Source organism: Flavobacterium sp. LB2P53, assembly GCF_003970305.1.
Taxonomy (GTDB): Bacteria; Bacteroidota; Bacteroidia; order Flavobacteriales; family Flavobacteriaceae; genus Flavobacterium.
Map to the genome: position 1 here is coordinate 39,937 of NZ_RYDG01000011.1, position 15,815 is coordinate 55,751.

Genomic DNA, 15,815 nt, shown 5'->3' on the forward strand with positions numbered 1-15,815 from the left:
CCGTTCTAAATAAATTCACTGAACTCCAATTAAAATAAAAGTAGTGTGAAGTAATCTTTTATTTTTTAAAGAAAAAAACAAAAGGATTTCCACTTTTATCGGGGCTAAAAAACAAGTATTAAAAACAAAAAAACATCAAATTAAATTGGCTAATTTTAGCATTCGAAAAAATAAATTATTAAAATGAACAAATTCCTATTTATACCTTTATTAATGATGAGTTTAAATGCTATGGCACAAAATGTAATGACTCCAGAACTGCTCTGGAAACTAGGAAGAGTAACCCCTTTAGGCATTTCCAAAGATGGAAAAAATGTAGTGTATAAAGTAACAACTCCTTCTGTTCAAGAAAATAAATCGGATACAAAATTCTACACTTTACCCGTAAATGGCGGAAATCCAACCGAAGTAAAAGATACCGCAGCCCTGTTAAAAGATAAAAACAGTTCTCCTGACGGGAAATATATCGTTTACAATGAAGAAGTAAAAATGGAGAACGTTCATGGAAAAGATTTTTATCCAGAATTAGTAAAATCAGATGTTCAAATCTATGGCGGATTGAATTATCGTCATTGGGATGCCTGGAATGAAGGCAAATACAACCATGTTTTTTATAAAGAAAACAAAGAAGGCGCTATGGGAATTGACATTCTGAAAGGCGAAAATTTCGACAGTCCACAAAAACCTTTTGGTGGTGATGAAGATTACATTTGGTCGCCAGACAGCAAAAGTATTCTGTACGTAAGCAAGAAAAAAGCAGGAACTGACTATGCTCTTTCTACCAACACCAATATCTATGAATACAACCTGAAAACTGGGAAAACAAGTAATAGAACCGAAGAAAACCTTGGATATGATACCGCTCCACAATTTTCTCCAACCGGAAATTTGACTTGGTTGCAAATGAAACGAGATGGGTATGAGGCAGATAAAAACGACCTGATAGTTAGTTTCAAAGGAATGAAAATGAACTTAACGGCCAATTGGGATGGAACAGTAGACAATTTTATCTGGAGTAGTGACGGGGAAAAAATATTTTTTGTTGCCCCTGTAGACGGAACAAAGCAGTTGTTTGAAGTTAATTTTCCTGGTCTGACCAATCCAGAAGCTTCGGGAGCAATTACCGTTCGCCAAGTCACCAATGGAGAATTTGATGTCAATGATTTAGTTGGGTTTTCCGGTGATAATATCATTGTAACGAGAACCGACATGAATCATGCGGCAGAACTTTTTTCTTATAATCTGAAGAAAAAGACTTGGAAACAACTGTCTAATGTCAATACTACAATTTATAATTCTTTGGCGCTAAGCAAAACCGAAAGAAGATATGTTACGACAACAGATGGCAAAAAAATGTTAGTTTGGGTGGTTCTTCCTCCTAATTTTGATGCTTCAAAAAAATACCCAACGCTTTTGTATTGTCAAGGCGGACCTCAATCTCCATTGACACAATTTTATTCCTTCCGATGGAATTTACAGCTGATGGCTGCCAACGGCTATATTGTTGTGGCTCCTAACCGTCGTGGAATGCAAGGTCATGGCGTGGAATGGAATGAGCAAATCAGCAAAGATTGGGGCGGACAAGTAATTGATGACTACCTGTCAGCGATTGATGCTGTTGCTAAGGAAAAATATGTTGATGCCACTCGTTTAGGATGCGTTGGTGCCAGTTACGGCGGGTATTCTGTTTTCTATCTGGCCGGAATGCACAACAACCGATTCAAAACCTTCATTGCCCATGATGGTGTTTTTAACACCCAAAGCATGTTTGGGACTACCGAAGAAGTTTTCTTTAGCAATTGGGATTTTGGCGGTGCGTACTGGGAAAAAGACAATGCTGTAGCGCAAAAAACCTACACGACATTCAACCCAATGACTCTGGTAGAGAAATGGAACAAACCTATTTTAATTATTCAAGGCGGAAAAGATTTTCGTGTACCAATAGGACAAGGACAGGAAGCGTTCCAAGCAGCACAATTACGAGGAATAAAAAGTAGATTTTTGTATTTCCCGGAAGAAAATCACTGGGTACTAAAACCTCAAAATGCGCAGGTTTGGCAAGGTGAATTTTTCAAATGGCTCAAAGAAACCTTGTAGAAATCATTTTAAAAATAGGAAGCCTCACTTTTTCGTGGGTTTTTTTGTTTGTGTCAAAATATTTTGAATACCTTAACTTTAAATAATTTTGTAATTTTTATCTTTGAAAAATGAATAACAAAAAAAGTTATATTCCGATAAAAGTTTTCCTGAGTTATCTGGTTTTGGCGGTGCTTTTTGCCAGTGTGGGCTGGTTTTTATACTCCGAGAACAAGAATTTTTCAAAAACCGAAGAAAGAATTACCGAGGAAAGCAATACTATTTTACGGGTTAGCAACTTGCTCTCTGATACGTATGAAACGGAAAATTTAGCTCGAATAGCCATTCAATCAGAATCAGAAAAAATTTTTAACAACTATATGAAGAAAAATATGCTGTTAAAAGCAGAAATTGATTCCTTGAAATTGTTTGTCTCCACACCACACCAAATCACTTTACTAGACAGTGTCAAGCAATTGCTATCTAAGAAAACGATAAATATTCAGCAACTTAAACTTATTAAAAATAAAACTGAAAATGAAGATGCGGTGGACGACGCGATTGGTGATTTGACTAAAATGGAGTCTTCCTTGCGGAAACTGGAATTAGAAGATTTTGTAAAAGATCCCGCCAGAATGGGAATTTATCAACGAAATGTCCTTCAGAAATATGTTGCCTACTTAAATCAAAACATTCCGGATGATAGTACCAATACGTTAAGTAAAAAAGCAACCGATTCTATTTTGACGGTTTCTAAAAATTTATTAAATGAGGTAAAAAGAGAAACATCCCAAAAGAAAAAATTATTGAATTTTGAGGAAAATAAATTATTGCAAAATGAACTTTCAATCTCTGACCAGCTAAGAAAAGTCCTTAACACTATAGAACGGGAAATTATAATAAACACCACAAAAAACTATTCGGATAGAGAGAATTCCTTAGCAAAAACGAATCAAATTGTAACCTCTGCGGCTATAATTGGATTATTGCTTACTTTGTTTTTTTTGATTATAATTCTAAATGATTACTCAAAAACCCAATCCTATAAGAAACAATTGGAGGAGGCAAATCTAAAATCCAAAAAATTACTTATTAGTCGGGAGCAACTCATTGCAACTGTAAGCCACGACCTGAAAACCCCTTTAAGCACGATTATTGGCTATACGGAATTATTGGGAAATTCCGATTTAAGCAGTAAACAATGCTATTACACCAAGAACATCAAAGGTTCCTCCGATTATATTTCACAATTGGTTCAGGATCTATTGGATTTTACTCAAATTGAAGCTGGGAAAATCACGATAGAAAAAATCCCGTTTTCGCTGTACGAGATGATTTATGAAGTGGCAAATAGCATTCAATCCGTTTATGCACAAAAACCAATTCAACTGATTGTTGAAATTGACCCTAATCTCGAAAAAAAAATCATTGGGGATCCTTTTCGTTTAAGACAAATAGTATCAAACCTTATTGGAAATGCGTTCAAGTTTACTGAAAAAGGATTCATAAAAATTAGTGTTGAAATCTACTTGGAAACACAATTGATAGCGATACAAATAGAAGATTCCGGGATTGGAATAGCAGAAAAAAACCAAGAACTCATTTTTGAGGAATTCATTCAAGCCGATAAGAATATAGAGAAAAAATATGGCGGGACAGGATTAGGACTTACCATTTCTAAAAAAATGACAGCGATTCTAGGCGGTGCTTTGCATTTGAAAAGTGAATTAGGAAAGGGAAGTTTGTTTACAATCCAAATCCCCTTACTTTTTGATGTCACGGTTTCCGAAAAACAGACTACTGCGAATCCGTCAAAAAAGCACTATATAGCCATACTGATAGATGACGATGAAAGCTTGTTGAAATTAACAACTGAAGTTTTAAAACAAAACCAATATATTGTATTCCCTTTTGCTAGTGCAAAAGAAGCTCTTGATGCGCTATCAAATATTACCTTTGATTTGATTATCACCGATATTCAAATGCCGGTTATGGACGGGTTTTTATTTTTGAAAGAACTCATAGATAATTCTAAATACGAGTATGAAAAACAACCTGTAATAGCGGTCACCGGAAGAAATGATTTAAATCTGAACAACTACACAACCGCAGGATTTACCACTGTAATCAGCAAGCCCTATTCTCCTAATATACTGCTTAAAACACTACAGTCTATTTTGAACAATGACGCAGTTCCCTTTGAAGGAATTCTAAAAAGCAAGCAAACAAAGGAGGAAAGGCCTTATTCATTAAAAGTCTTGAACGCTTTTTTATCTAATGATATAGTTGCTTTAAAAGAAGTGTTACTCTCATTTATAAAAAGTACGGCAGAGAATTTAGAAAATTTAGATCGGTCAGTTTCAAACATTGATTTTATGGAGATTAAGAATACAGCTCATAAAATGGGGCCCATGTTCAAGCAAATTAGCGCATCAGAAATCAGTGTTATTCTAGATGTATTAGAGCAAGAAGACTTAACACTTGAAGAAATAACCATGGCTTCAATTAATTTGAAGCTCAAAATAACAGCTCTTTTTGTCCTGTTAGAAAAGGAATTAAACTAATTGATATTGTATAATTTTAATTTATTATACAGTGTTTTTCTGTTGATTTTCAATAATTTAGCAGCTTCTGTTTTGTTGTTATTGGTTTTAGCTAAAGCTTCCTGAATGACTTCTTTTTCGTTTTGAGACAAAGACAGATCAGAGGTGTCTAGGTTTTCATTTTGAAAAAATTCTGCGGGTAGTGCTGATTTTTCAATGAAATCTCCTTGCGACAAGAGCGTGGCCCTTTTGATGCAATTTTGAAGCTCACGCAGATTGCCCGGCCATCTGTAGTTTTGAAAAATTGTAACTACTTCAGCAGAAAGCCCAATGATTTTTTTGTTTAATTCCTGATTTGATTTTTCAAGAAAAAAATCAGAAAAGAGCATCAAATCTTCGTCACGATCTACCAAAGAGGGGGAATGTATAGAGAACTCATTTATTCTATGGTACAAATCCTCTCTGAATGTCCCATTTTTTACCGCTTCCCGTAAGTCTTCGTTTGTGGCGGTGATGATTCTGATGTCTACATCAATTTCTTTATTGCTTCCTACAGGCTTAATTTTTCTTTCTTGGAGTGCTCTCAATAGTTGGATTTGATTTTCATAGGAAAGATTCCCTATTTCGTCAAGAAATAATGTACCTCTGTTTGCTGCCTCGAAAAATCCAATTTTATCATTTATGGCTCCCGTAAAAGATCCTTTTACATGGCCAAAAAACTCACTTGCAGCTAATTCTTTTGGGATCGATCCACAGTCTACGGCAATGAAATTATTGTTTGTTCTGGAACTGTTCTGGTGAATGCCTTTGGCAATAACTTCCTTTCCCGTTCCGCTTTCGCCGATGATTAAAACTGACATATTTGTTGGGCTGACGAGTTGGATATATTCTGCCAGTTTTTGAGATGCTTTTGAGATCCCCTTCACAAATTCACTAGTCGGTTTTTTATTTTTTTTATTGTCAGTTTTAGGTTCAGAAATTACTTTATCAGAATTAGTGTGCGTTTCCATTTGAAGAGAATTTTGAATAACCAATAAAACTTCTTCGGGATTGAATGGTTTAGAAATATAATCTGCCGCCCCATTTTTCATGGCTTTTACAGCAGTATTCACATCAGAATATCCCGTCATTAAGAGGACGGGAACATTAGGATGGGTACTCTTGACTTCTGACATAAGTTTAATTCCATCATAATTTGGAAGTCTTAAATCCGTAATGATGAGGTCAAATTCATTGTTTTTGATTTGAGATTTTGCTTCTTCAGCTGAAAATGTAGCCGTTACTTCATAATCGTTTTTTACCAGAAATTTTTCTAATAATTTACAAAAAGCAACATCATCTTCAATCAATAAAATTTTAGCCATTGTATTTTAACTTTATGGCTAAAATAAAGGTATTAAATTTGTATTTAGCTAATTTTTTGCAAAAAAAGAGAGACTGTTAAAACAATCTCTCTTTTTAAACATAACTCACCTAAATTATTTATTTATCCAGTTTCCTTCAGCATCCGCATAAACAGTAGCATTCTGGTCTCCAACTGTAATTTCTAGTTTGTATTCTTTATTTTTATTGATGTATGCTTTTCCCAGAATTGCTCCGGGATATGCTTTTTCCATAGCTGTTTTTATTGCTTGAGGAACGGCTTCTGCTTGTACTTCAGTATATTTTTCTTGTAGTAAAACAGATTGATTTTGTGGGTTTTGAACGGGAAGTATTGTTGCAAATGCAGACATGCTTCCTAAAATAATTGCTGCTGATAAAATTAACTTTTTCATAGTGTTTTTTTTAAATTGTTATTGTTTTGATGCTTTATTTTTGAATCCATTTCCCAGTTTCATCTGCAAAAAGAATAACTTTTTTCGCTGCTGCAGTCACTTCTAATTTATACTCTTTGTTAGCATTTACGTGTGCTTTGTCCAGAACAGCGTCTGGATGTGCTGCTAGTAAAGCGGTTTTAATAGCATCCGGAACATTTTCTACTTGTACCTCTACATATTCCTCTTGAATGGATAGCGTTTGTACTAGTTCATTTGAAGTTGGAACTGTAGTGGCAAATGCTGTCATACTTCCTAAAATAATTGCTGCTGATAAAATTAACTTTTTCATAGTGTTTTTTTTTAAATTGTTATTGTTTTAATGCTTTATTTTTGAATCCATTTCCCAGTAGCATCTGCAAAAAGATTTCCTTTTTTGTTCCCAACAGTCACATCCAGTTTATATTCTTTATTTGCATTTGTATATGCTTTGTCTAGAATTGCATCTGGGTAAGCCGTTTTTAGCGCTTTTGTTACAGCTTCCGGCACTTCTTCATTTTTCACTTCAATATATTCTTCTTGAATTGAGGCTGTTTTTGCTGGTGTAGTTGTTGTTTGAGCTGTAGTTGTATATGTTGAAAAACTCGCTATTACAATTGCTGCTGATACCATTAACTTTTTCATACTGTTTTATTTATAGATTATTATTGTTACTTATTATTGTTCAAGTAATTGAAATAATTGTACCAGAGTTATAAAGGAAGGCGCTGTGTCATTAAATATCTGTAATAGAGGTGTTTAATGAAATATGTTTTTTTTTAATAAGGAGAAATGTGGGTAAAACGTAGCGTGTTGTGGGTATAAATTACCCGCTTTGTTTTTTTGTAGTGGTTCTAAACAAAAAAACCTTGCATCGCTGCAAGGTTTTTTATTATAGATATGTAAATCTGCTATTCTGGGTCGTTCATTTTGAACGTATCCATAAAAGCGGTTGTGTAATCACCTGCAATATAGCGAGGATCATCCATCAACTGTCTGTGAAAAGGAATGGTAGTTTTTATTCCTTCAATCACAAATTCGTCTAAGGCTCTTCTCATTTTACTAATTGCTTCTTCACGAGTTTGTGCAGTAGTAATTAACTTTGCAATCATAGAATCGTAATTTGGCGGAATTGTATATCCTGAATAAACGTGAGTGTCTAAACGAACACCATGTCCACCGGGCATGTGAAGTGTTGTAATTTTTCCTGGAGAAGGACGGAAATCATTATAAGGATCTTCTGCATTAATTCTACATTCGATGGCGTGCAACTGTGGTAAATAATTTTTACCTGAAATAGATATTCCGGCAGCAACCATAATTTGTTCCCGAATTAAGTCGTAATCAATAACCTGTTCTGTAATAGGATGCTCCACTTGAATACGGGTATTCATTTCCATGAAATAAAAGTTACGGTTTTTATCCACCAAAAACTCAACCGTTCCAGCACCTTCATACTTAATATATTCGGCTGCTTTTACAGCTGCTTCCCCCATTTTCTGACGCAATTCATCGGTCATAAACGGTGATGGAGTTTCCTCGGTCAATTTTTGGTGACGTCTTTGAACAGAACAATCTCTTTCTGAAAGATGACAGGCTTTTCCGTAAGCATCTCCTACAACTTGAATTTCAATATGACGAGGTTCTTCGATTAATTTCTCCAAATACATTCCGTCATTTCCAAAAGCTGCGGCTGATTCCTGACGGGCATCTTCCCAGGCTTTCAACAAATCTTCTTCTTTCCAAACTGCTCTCATCCCTTTTCCACCACCACCGGCAGTAGCTTTAAGCATTACGGGAAAGCCAAAATCTCTTGAAAGCTGTAGCGCTTGTTCATAGGATTCTAAAATCCCAACTGAACCCGGAACACAAGGAACACCCGCTTCTATCATAGTCGATTTTGCAGAAGCTTTATCTCCCATTCTATCAATCATTTCTGGAGAAGCTCCAATGAATTTGATTCCATGTTCTTGACAAATTTTAGAAAACTTAGAGTTTTCAGAAAGGAATCCATATCCTGGATGTATTGCATCTGCATTTGTAATTTCTGCGGCGGCAATTATATTTGACATTTTCAAATAGGACAAGTTGCTTGGAGGTGGTCCTATGCAAACGGCTTCGTCAGCAAACCTTACATGTAAACTTTCGGCATCTGCAGTAGAATACACCGCTACTGTTTTGATCCCCATTTCCTTGCAAGTTCTAATTACGCGTAACGCAATTTCTCCTCTATTTGCAATTAATATTTTTTTAAACATCTTGTTTTGCAATTTTAAATGTTGAATTTTAAATTTTAAATTATTTCAAATAATGAAAAAGCATCATTCAAAATTTATAATTTATAATTTCTTATGATGGATCTACTAAGAATAAAGGTTGGTCAAATTCAACTGGCGACATATCGTCAACCAATATTTTTACGATTTTACCAGAAACTTCAGATTCAATTTCATTAAATAATTTCATTGCTTCAATTACACAAAGTACGTCACCTTTAGAAATTGTTTTACCTACTTCAACAAACATTGGTTTATCTGGCGATGGTTTTCTATAAAAAGTTCCAATAATTGGAGATTTTATAGTGATGAAATGAGCGTTTTCTATCGCAGGTACTGCCGGAACAACTGCAACGGGAGCCACTTGTTGTGGAGCTAATGGTTGCTGAAGCACTCCTTGAGCGGGCATTTGCTGTACATAAGTAGTCTCAGTGACATTTCCTTCTAAGGTTGTTCTGATGGTGATTTTCACGTCATCCATCTCTAGTTTAACTTCTGCAACTCCTGAATTTGCGACAAACTTGATTAGATTTTGAATTTCTTTTAAATCCATAATTATTTGTTTTTAGTTTAAATTTATTTTTTGTCGTATGCCCATTTTAGATAAATAGATCCCCAAGTGAATCCACCTCCAAAAGCAGCCAAAATTATCGTATCTCCTTTTTTGAACTGATGTTCAAAATCACTAAGCACTAATGGTAAAGTGGCAGAAGTTGTATTTCCGTACTTTTCGATATTCATTAATACTTTAGATTCTTCTAAATTCATTCTGTTGGCTGTCGCATCAATTATACGTTTATTGGCTTGATGAGGAACCAGCCAATCGACATCTTCATTTGTCAGATTATTTCTTTTCAAAATTAATTCGCTTGAATCTGCCATATTGGTTACGGCGTATTTAAACACTGTTTTCCCGTCTTGAATAATGTTGTGTTTGTTGTCTCTTACCGTTTCAAAAGAGGCAGGGTTAAGTGATCCGCCGGCATCAATTTTAAGAAAATCTCTGCCAATTCCATCACTGCGCAAGTATTCATCCTGCAATCCTAATCCTTCATAGTTAGGTTCAAAGAGTACTGCACCAGCACCATCTCCAAAAATAATACAAGTAGATCGGTCTTTATAATCCACGATAGAAGACATTTTATCAGCACCAATTAAGAGTACTTTTTTATACCTTCCGGATTGAATATAAGCAGCAGCTGTTGACATCCCAAACAAAAAACTGGAACAAGCAGCCTGCAAATCATAAGCAAAAGCATTTGTGGCTCCAATTTGGGTTGCTACATATACGCCTGTTGACGCTACTGGCATGTCGGGCGTTGCGGTTGCCATAATTAGTAGATCGATCTCTAAAGGGTCAATGTTCGCTTTGGCCAATAAATCCTGCGCGGCTTTTATGGCCAAAAAAGAAGTTCCCTTGTCCTTGTCTTTAAGGATTCTTCTTTCTTTTATTCCTGTACGAGAGGTGATCCATTCGTCATTGGTGTCGACCATGGCTTCAAGAGCTTTGTTCGTTAGTACAAAGTCTGGAACATAGGCTCCAACAGCGGTTATTGCGGCTGTGATTGTATTCATTGTATGCGTTTATTTCTAGTCAAATGGTACCATTTGAAAATTTTTAAAAGACTTGAAAATTACAAAAAAAATTCCATTCTCTTTGAATTAGAACTTCTTATTTAACGAAAATTACAAACAACAAAAAAACTCTCACGATGTGAGAGTTCGAATATCATTTACAAAAAATGTATTATGCAACAGCTACAGATTTATCTATAACAACTTGCCCTCTGTAGTACATTTTACCTTCATGCCAATACGCTCTGTGGTATAAATGTGCTTCTCCAGTAATTGGACAAGTAGCAATCTGTGCTACAGTAGCTTTGTAATGTGTTCTTCTTTTATCTCTTCTTGTTTTGGAGATTTTTCTCTTAGGATGTGCCATTTTACTATATTATTTATCCGTTAATAGTTGCTTTAACTTGTCCCAACGCGGGTCAATATTTTCTTCTTCTTTATTTTCTTCTTTTTCTTCCTTTATCGTCAATTCATTGAGTTTTGTCAAGGCTTCAGTCTTTAAACTTCCATCTTGTATGCCCGGATGAACGCGTCTTAAAGGGACTGACAGCACAATCATTTCATAGATATATTGTGCAATATTTATTTCAAACTCTCCGTGGGGCAAAATCAATAATTCGTCGTTGTCATTATTGTAAACCTCATCAAAACGAACGATTAATTTCATTTCGCCCTCAATTGGCAGATCAAAATCTTCGCTGGTAAGATCACATGGCACATTTACAGCCCCTTTGTGATTAAAACGCAACTCTAACAGTGTGCTTTTTTTCTCTAAAACTACATTTACTTTGATCTTTGAATCTTGATATTCATCATAATCAAAGATTTCAAAGAACGCATTACTGATTTGATACTCAAAATGATGTTTCCCTAGCTTTAATCCTATAAAAGGAATTAAATATTCTTTTGTGTTCTTCATTTCAACAACAATTTTCCCCTAAACTTCGGGAGTGCAAAGATATAAAATTATTGCAAATCTAATAATGTTATTCACTTTTTTTTGTTCACAACTGCTTTTCTTTTGTTTTCAATGGTTTTTTGCTAATTTCTGCATATTGATTTCTGGAATGATAAATGTCTATTGCCAGATATACAGCCTCTTTGAAGGAGTTAAAATCAGCTATTCCCTTGCCTGCTATATCATAAGCGGTGCCGTGATCTGGTGAGGTTCTTATTTTATGCAAGCCTGCAGTATAATTTACTCCTTTTCCAAAAGATAATGTTTTGAAAGGAATCAATCCTTGATCGTGGTAGGTTGCTATAACGGCATCGTATTTCTCGTATTGATTACTGCCAAAGAAACCATCTGCAGCAAATGGACCAAATACTAAGATCCCTTTGTCGAACATTTTTTTTAATGTAGGTTTTATAATCAAGTCATCCTCTGTCCCTATGACTCCGCCATCTCCACAATGCGGGTTTAAACCTAAAACTGCTATTTTGGGTTTATTAATGCCAAAATCTTTGATCAAAGTCTGTCTGACCGTTTCGATTTTTCGCACAATCAATTCTTCCGTTAGCTGTGAGGCGACTTCACTAAGCGGAATATGATCTGTCAGCAATCCTATTCTCAAATTATCCTGAACCATCAACATCAAGGCATTGCCTTCTAGTTCTTGGTCTAGGTAATCCGTATGGCCCGGAAATTTAAAATCGTCTGATTGTATATTGAATTTATTTATTGGTGCTGTTACCAGAACGTCTATAACACCTTCTTTGAGTGCTTTCGTCGCTGCAATAAATGATTTTATAGCATATTCCCCTGCCTTAGAATCATCCTTGCCAAGATTTAAATCCACACCTTCTTTCCAGAGGTTTAATACATTGATTTTGCCTAATACGATTTGATCTAATTTGTCGATCCCGTGGAGCAAAGATGTTGATTGAAAACTTTTTTTAACAAAAGACAACAACTTGACATTAGCAAAGATAACTGGAGTGCACAACTCTAACATGCGAGAATCCTCAAATGTTTTTAAAACAACTTCGCTTCCAATACCGTTTAAATCTCCAATAGAAATTCCGACAATTATATTTTCTGCTTTTTTCATAATGACATACCGTTATTTATTGCTAATTTTGAAGTGCAAATTTAGTAAAAAAAACAAGAAATGTTTACAGGAATCATAGAAACCCTTGGTATCATCCAAGAAATAAAAAAAGAAAAAAATAACGTTCATATTACCATAAATGCATCAATTACCACTGAACTTAAGATAGATCAAAGCGTGGCACATAACGGGGTCTGTCTTACGGTTGTTGCTATCAACGACACTTTTTATACCGTAACCGCAATAGACGAAACTATAAAAAAAACAAATTTATCGGATTGGAAAGTTGGAGACAGTATCAATCTGGAAAGAGCAATGAAGCTGGGAGATAGGCTGGACGGACATATTGTTCAGGGACATGTAGACCAAACGGGCACCTGCATCACTGCCGAGCAGACCAACGGCAGCTGGCTTTACACTTTTGAATATGAGGAAAATTGGAACAACATTACCATTGAGAAAGGATCCATTACGGTAAACGGCGTCAGCTTAACGGTTGTGAACTCAAAGAAAAATCAGTTTAGTGTCGCCATTATTCCTTATACATACGAACATACTAATTTTAAAACTTTTGAAGTTGGCACAAAAATAAATCTTGAATTTGATGTCATTGGTAAATACGTGACTAGGCTTTACAAAACCCAATAATACAAAACACTCTTTATTTAAGGTTTTTTTTCACACTGTTATATATCAGCATTGTGCCAAAAATCAACGAGACTATAATTGCGATATAAATGTATTCATCTATAGGAACCGCAGTAGGGGGCTCCGAAGGAGGAGGAGGAGGAGTCTGAGCAATTGTGCTATTCGCAAAGGCAAAAAAGAAAACGATTAAAAAAATAAATTTATTTGTTCCAATCTTCATAAATAGCACAATTAATGATACAAAATATTTATTAAATCTAAAATGTGCTTTATTATCATTTCTAATTTGTGATGCATTTTTTTAGCTTCGGTTTTAAAAAAAAGCCTTCAAAATTATTTTGAAGGCTTTTAAACTTAAACTGTGGTCCCACCTGGGCTCGAACCAGGGACCACCTGATTATGAGTCAGGTGCTCTAACCAGCTGAGCTATAGGACCGGTTAAGAGTGTGCAATATTACTACTATTTTTCATGTACTCCAAATATTTTGACTTAGATTTCAATAATATTTCAATGATTCATTGCTTTCAAGCAGAAACTTGCTGAATAGTAGAATACTAAATGAATTATCCTGAAAACACTTATTTTATTTCCTGACACAACTCAATCAAAACGCCATTCGTACTTTTTGGATGCAAAAAGACAACTAGCTTGTTATCAGCCCCTTTTTTAGGAATTTCATTTAATACAATAAAACCTTCTTTTTTTAAACGCGCAATTTCTAAAACTATATCTTCTACGTCAAAGGCAATGTGGTGTATGCCTTCTCCCTTTTTTTCAAGAAACTTAGCAATAGGACTTTCTGGATTGGTAGCTGCTAAAAGCTCAATTTTATTAGGCCCATTCATAAAAAAAGAAGTTGTTACTCCTTCACTTTCTACCGCCTCGAATTTGTAGGCCGGAGCTCCAAAAAGCTTTTCAAAAACTTTATTAGAAACTTCTAAATTCTTAACTGCAATCCCAATGTGTTCTATTTTCCTCATTATTTATGTTTTGAGCGCAACGCTACTTTAGTTGAAAAACTCTACTACCACTGCGAATTATAACTACAATTATTTTTCAGTGTAAAATTAAACATTAAAAAGAAAAAACAAGGTCCCCACAAAAGGCAAGTTGAATTTATTACGCATAATAATTTTATAAAAAATAGCAATCACATGAATTATAATTGTTATTTTGTAAATTCTAATTATGATTTGATATGTTGAAAAACAATTTAAAATACGCCTTCTTATTATTGCTTTTTATTGTAGCTGGTTGTGCCAAAAGAGGCTCTATCACCGGGGGATTAAAAGATACTATTGCGCCTGTTTTGAAAATGAGTTTCCCGGAAAACTTCAACACAAACTTCAAAGGAGATGAGATTAAGTTGGTATTTGACGAAAATATTAAAATAAAAAACCTGAACAAACAATTGATTATTTCGCCACCAATGAAGAACGATCCATTGGTTTTACCCACAACGGCAAGCAAAACGATCACCATAAAAATTAAAGATACACTACAACCCAACACCACGTACAGCTTTAATTTTGGACAAAGTATTGCTGATAATAATGAAGGGAATCCGTTAAATCAATTCAAATATGTGTTTTCTACCGGCGATTATATTGACTCTTTAAGCCTTGGCGGTACTCTGAAAAGTGCGTATGAAAAAGAAGTGGAATCATTCGTATCAGTTATGCTTTACGAAGTCAATGACAGTTTCAAGGACTCCGTTGTTTATACCGAAACCCCAAGATATGTAACCAACACATTGGACAGCTTGAAGACGTTTCGTTTAGAGAATTTAAAAGCAGGGAAATATCTTCTTGTAGCCATGAAAGACTACAACAGCAACAATAAATACAACCCAAAAACAGATAAAATTGGATTTAGCAAAGACTTTATTACGATTCCAAATGACACTATTTATGAGTTAGAATTATTTAAGGAAACACTTCCTTTCAAAACATTTAAGCCTAGTCAAGCCTCAGGAAACCGTTTGTTAGTAGGGTATGAGGGACTAATAAATTCTGCTGATGACAGGCCCAAAATAATTTTAAAAAACAACAACGATCTTCTGCCTACTGTCATTACTAAATTTCCAAAAAAAGATTCCCTTCAAATCTGGTACAAGCCCATTAAAGCTGATTCACTAAATTTGGCTGTAGCCAAAGGTCAATATGAATCGAAATTCAACTTTAAAATAAAAGATCAGAAAAAAGATACTTTAAACGTCATAGCTCTGCAAAACGGAACCTTAAAATTTAGAGAGCAATTTACATTAGAAAGTAATACTCCTTTAACCCGTTTCGAAAATTCGAAAATAAACCTAACCAATAACGCAAAAGATGCAGTGCCGTTTACCACTAAATACGACGAATTCAATCAAAAGCTATTTTTTGATTTCATAAAAGAACCTTCCGAAAATTATACATTTGAAATTTTACCTGGAGCGTTAACTGATTTTTTCGAACAAACAAACGATACTTTAACGTATAAATTAAACACTCAAAGCACTGCTGATTATGGGAATCTGACCGTGCAGTTGCAAAAAGCAAAACAATTTCCCGTCATTGTTGAACTCACGAATGCAAAAGGGGACGTTTTAGCTACTGAATATACCGAGGAAAACACCACAATAAATTTTAATTTAATTGACCCCGAGCTGTACACGCTCCGAATTATTTATGATGCCAATAAAAACAAGGAATGGGATTCCGGTAATTATTTAGAAAAACGTCAAGCCGAGGAAGTGATTTACTTTTCCAAAGAAATTCCTGTTCGGGCAAATTGGGACGTCAACCAGGCATTTGATTTAAGTCTTCCCTACATTCCGGAACCTAAAAAGAAAACCGACAAGAAGAAATAAA

The 15,815-nt window shown here is 34.9% G+C and carries 15 protein-coding genes and 1 tRNA gene; 4 read left to right on the forward strand and 12 right to left on the reverse strand.

Going from position 1 to position 15,815, the window contains the following annotated elements; genetic code table 11:
- The first annotated feature begins 183 nt into the window (after window positions 1-183).
- Entirely contained in the window at window positions 184-2,097 is a 1,914-nt protein-coding gene (locus EKL95_RS12805) for an alpha/beta hydrolase family protein (RefSeq protein ID WP_126564370.1), read from the forward strand.
- A 110-nt stretch (window positions 2,098-2,207) separates the two neighbouring features.
- Window positions 2,208-4,640: a hybrid sensor histidine kinase/response regulator gene (locus EKL95_RS12810; protein WP_126564371.1), complete on the forward strand. Its 2,433-nt coding sequence runs from the start codon at window positions 2,208-2,210 to the stop codon at window positions 4,638-4,640.
- Here EKL95_RS12810 and EKL95_RS12815 read toward each other — a convergent pair.
- From EKL95_RS12815 to pdxA, 10 genes are all read right to left on the reverse strand, one after another.
- Window positions 4,637-5,983: a sigma-54-dependent transcriptional regulator gene (locus tag EKL95_RS12815; RefSeq protein WP_126564372.1), complete on the reverse strand. Its 1,347-nt coding sequence runs from the start codon at window positions 5,981-5,983 to the stop codon at window positions 4,637-4,639. The two genes, EKL95_RS12810 and EKL95_RS12815, sit on opposite strands and share 4 nt — an antisense overlap.
- Before the next feature lie 114 nt (window positions 5,984-6,097).
- Window positions 6,098-6,394: a hypothetical protein gene (locus EKL95_RS12820; protein ID WP_126564373.1), complete on the reverse strand. Its 297-nt coding sequence runs from the start codon at window positions 6,392-6,394 to the stop codon at window positions 6,098-6,100.
- Window positions 6,395-6,428: 34 nt separating this feature from the next.
- Window positions 6,429-6,725, reverse strand: coding sequence for a hypothetical protein (locus EKL95_RS12825; protein ID WP_126458056.1), 297 nt, complete (start codon window positions 6,723-6,725; stop codon window positions 6,429-6,431).
- Between the two features lie 35 nt (window positions 6,726-6,760).
- A complete protein-coding gene (locus tag EKL95_RS12830) occupies window positions 6,761-7,057 on the reverse strand; it encodes a hypothetical protein (protein ID WP_126564374.1) in 297 nt (98 codons plus the stop codon).
- Window positions 7,058-7,323: 266 nt separating this feature from the next.
- Window positions 7,324-8,670, reverse strand: a complete 1,347-nt coding sequence (gene accC / locus EKL95_RS12835) for an acetyl-CoA carboxylase biotin carboxylase subunit (protein ID WP_126458062.1) — start codon at window positions 8,668-8,670, stop codon at window positions 7,324-7,326.
- 91 nt (window positions 8,671-8,761) lie between these two features.
- Window positions 8,762-9,241 (reverse strand): acetyl-CoA carboxylase biotin carboxyl carrier protein, encoded by a 480-nt coding sequence (accB, locus tag EKL95_RS12840; RefSeq protein WP_126564375.1) that lies wholly within the window; start codon window positions 9,239-9,241, stop codon window positions 8,762-8,764.
- A 23-nt stretch (window positions 9,242-9,264) separates the two neighbouring features.
- On the reverse strand, window positions 9,265-10,263 hold the full coding sequence (locus EKL95_RS12845) for a beta-ketoacyl-ACP synthase III (RefSeq protein WP_126451979.1): 999 nt from the start codon (window positions 10,261-10,263) through the stop codon (window positions 9,265-9,267).
- A gap of 172 nt (window positions 10,264-10,435) precedes the next feature.
- Window positions 10,436-10,630, reverse strand: coding sequence for a 50S ribosomal protein L32 (gene rpmF / locus EKL95_RS12850; RefSeq protein ID WP_007137315.1), 195 nt, complete (start codon window positions 10,628-10,630; stop codon window positions 10,436-10,438).
- A gap of 9 nt (window positions 10,631-10,639) precedes the next feature.
- On the reverse strand, window positions 10,640-11,182 hold the full coding sequence (locus tag EKL95_RS12855) for a YceD family protein (RefSeq protein ID WP_126458068.1): 543 nt from the start codon (window positions 11,180-11,182) through the stop codon (window positions 10,640-10,642).
- An 85-nt stretch (window positions 11,183-11,267) separates the two neighbouring features.
- Window positions 11,268-12,317, reverse strand: coding sequence for a 4-hydroxythreonine-4-phosphate dehydrogenase PdxA (gene pdxA, locus EKL95_RS12860; protein WP_126458071.1), 1,050 nt, complete (start codon window positions 12,315-12,317; stop codon window positions 11,268-11,270).
- 57 nt (window positions 12,318-12,374) lie between these two features.
- Here pdxA and EKL95_RS12865 point away from each other — a divergent pair, with 57 nt between their 5' ends.
- Complete coding sequence (locus tag EKL95_RS12865) at window positions 12,375-12,962, forward strand: riboflavin synthase (protein WP_126458074.1); 588 nt, start codon at window positions 12,375-12,377, stop codon at window positions 12,960-12,962.
- Window positions 12,963-13,324: 362 nt separating this feature from the next.
- On the opposite strand, the gene EKL95_RS12870 is transcribed toward EKL95_RS12865, so the two are convergent.
- Both EKL95_RS12870 and mce read right to left on the reverse strand, forming a co-directional pair.
- Window positions 13,325-13,398 (reverse strand) — tRNA-Ile (locus tag EKL95_RS12870).
- Window positions 13,399-13,541: 143 nt separating this feature from the next.
- Window positions 13,542-13,943 carry a methylmalonyl-CoA epimerase gene (gene mce / locus EKL95_RS12875; RefSeq protein WP_126458077.1) on the reverse strand — a complete coding sequence of 134 codons (402 nt, stop codon included), beginning with the start codon at window positions 13,941-13,943 and terminating at the stop codon, window positions 13,542-13,544.
- 218 nt (window positions 13,944-14,161) lie between these two features.
- On the opposite strand from mce, the gene EKL95_RS12880 reads away from it, so the two are divergent.
- Complete coding sequence (locus EKL95_RS12880; RefSeq protein WP_126564376.1) at window positions 14,162-15,814, forward strand: Ig-like domain-containing protein; 1,653 nt, start codon at window positions 14,162-14,164, stop codon at window positions 15,812-15,814.
- Window position 15,815 lies beyond the last annotated feature (1 nt).

What these genes read in the sequence shown, in the direction of transcription:
- mce (WP_126458077.1), bottom strand. Translation starts at nt 13,943, where the DNA reads ATGAGGAAAATAGAACACATTGGGATTGCAGTTAAGAATTTAGAAGTT.
- accC (WP_126458062.1), bottom strand. Translation starts at nt 8,670, where the DNA reads ATGTTTAAAAAAATATTAATTGCAAATAGAGGAGAAATTGCGTTACGC.
- EKL95_RS12845 (WP_126451979.1), bottom strand. Translation starts at nt 10,263, where the DNA reads ATGAATACAATCACAGCCGCAATAACCGCTGTTGGAGCCTATGTTCCA.
- EKL95_RS12810 (WP_126564371.1), top strand. Translation starts at nt 2,208, where the DNA reads ATGAATAACAAAAAAAGTTATATTCCGATAAAAGTTTTCCTGAGTTAT.
- EKL95_RS12805 (WP_126564370.1), top strand. Translation starts at nt 184, where the DNA reads ATGAACAAATTCCTATTTATACCTTTATTAATGATGAGTTTAAATGCT.
- EKL95_RS12820 (WP_126564373.1), bottom strand. Translation starts at nt 6,394, where the DNA reads ATGAAAAAGTTAATTTTATCAGCAGCAATTATTTTAGGAAGCATGTCT.
- EKL95_RS12865 (WP_126458074.1), top strand. Translation starts at nt 12,375, where the DNA reads ATGTTTACAGGAATCATAGAAACCCTTGGTATCATCCAAGAAATAAAA.
- accB (WP_126564375.1), bottom strand. Translation starts at nt 9,241, where the DNA reads ATGGATTTAAAAGAAATTCAAAATCTAATCAAGTTTGTCGCAAATTCA.
- EKL95_RS12855 (WP_126458068.1), bottom strand. Translation starts at nt 11,182, where the DNA reads ATGAAGAACACAAAAGAATATTTAATTCCTTTTATAGGATTAAAGCTA.
- EKL95_RS12880 (WP_126564376.1), top strand. Translation starts at nt 14,162, where the DNA reads ATGTTGAAAAACAATTTAAAATACGCCTTCTTATTATTGCTTTTTATT.
- EKL95_RS12830 (WP_126564374.1), bottom strand. Translation starts at nt 7,057, where the DNA reads ATGAAAAAGTTAATGGTATCAGCAGCAATTGTAATAGCGAGTTTTTCA.
- EKL95_RS12825 (WP_126458056.1), bottom strand. Translation starts at nt 6,725, where the DNA reads ATGAAAAAGTTAATTTTATCAGCAGCAATTATTTTAGGAAGTATGACA.
- rpmF (WP_007137315.1), bottom strand. Translation starts at nt 10,630, where the DNA reads ATGGCACATCCTAAGAGAAAAATCTCCAAAACAAGAAGAGATAAAAGA.
- EKL95_RS12815 (WP_126564372.1), bottom strand. Translation starts at nt 5,983, where the DNA reads ATGGCTAAAATTTTATTGATTGAAGATGATGTTGCTTTTTGTAAATTA.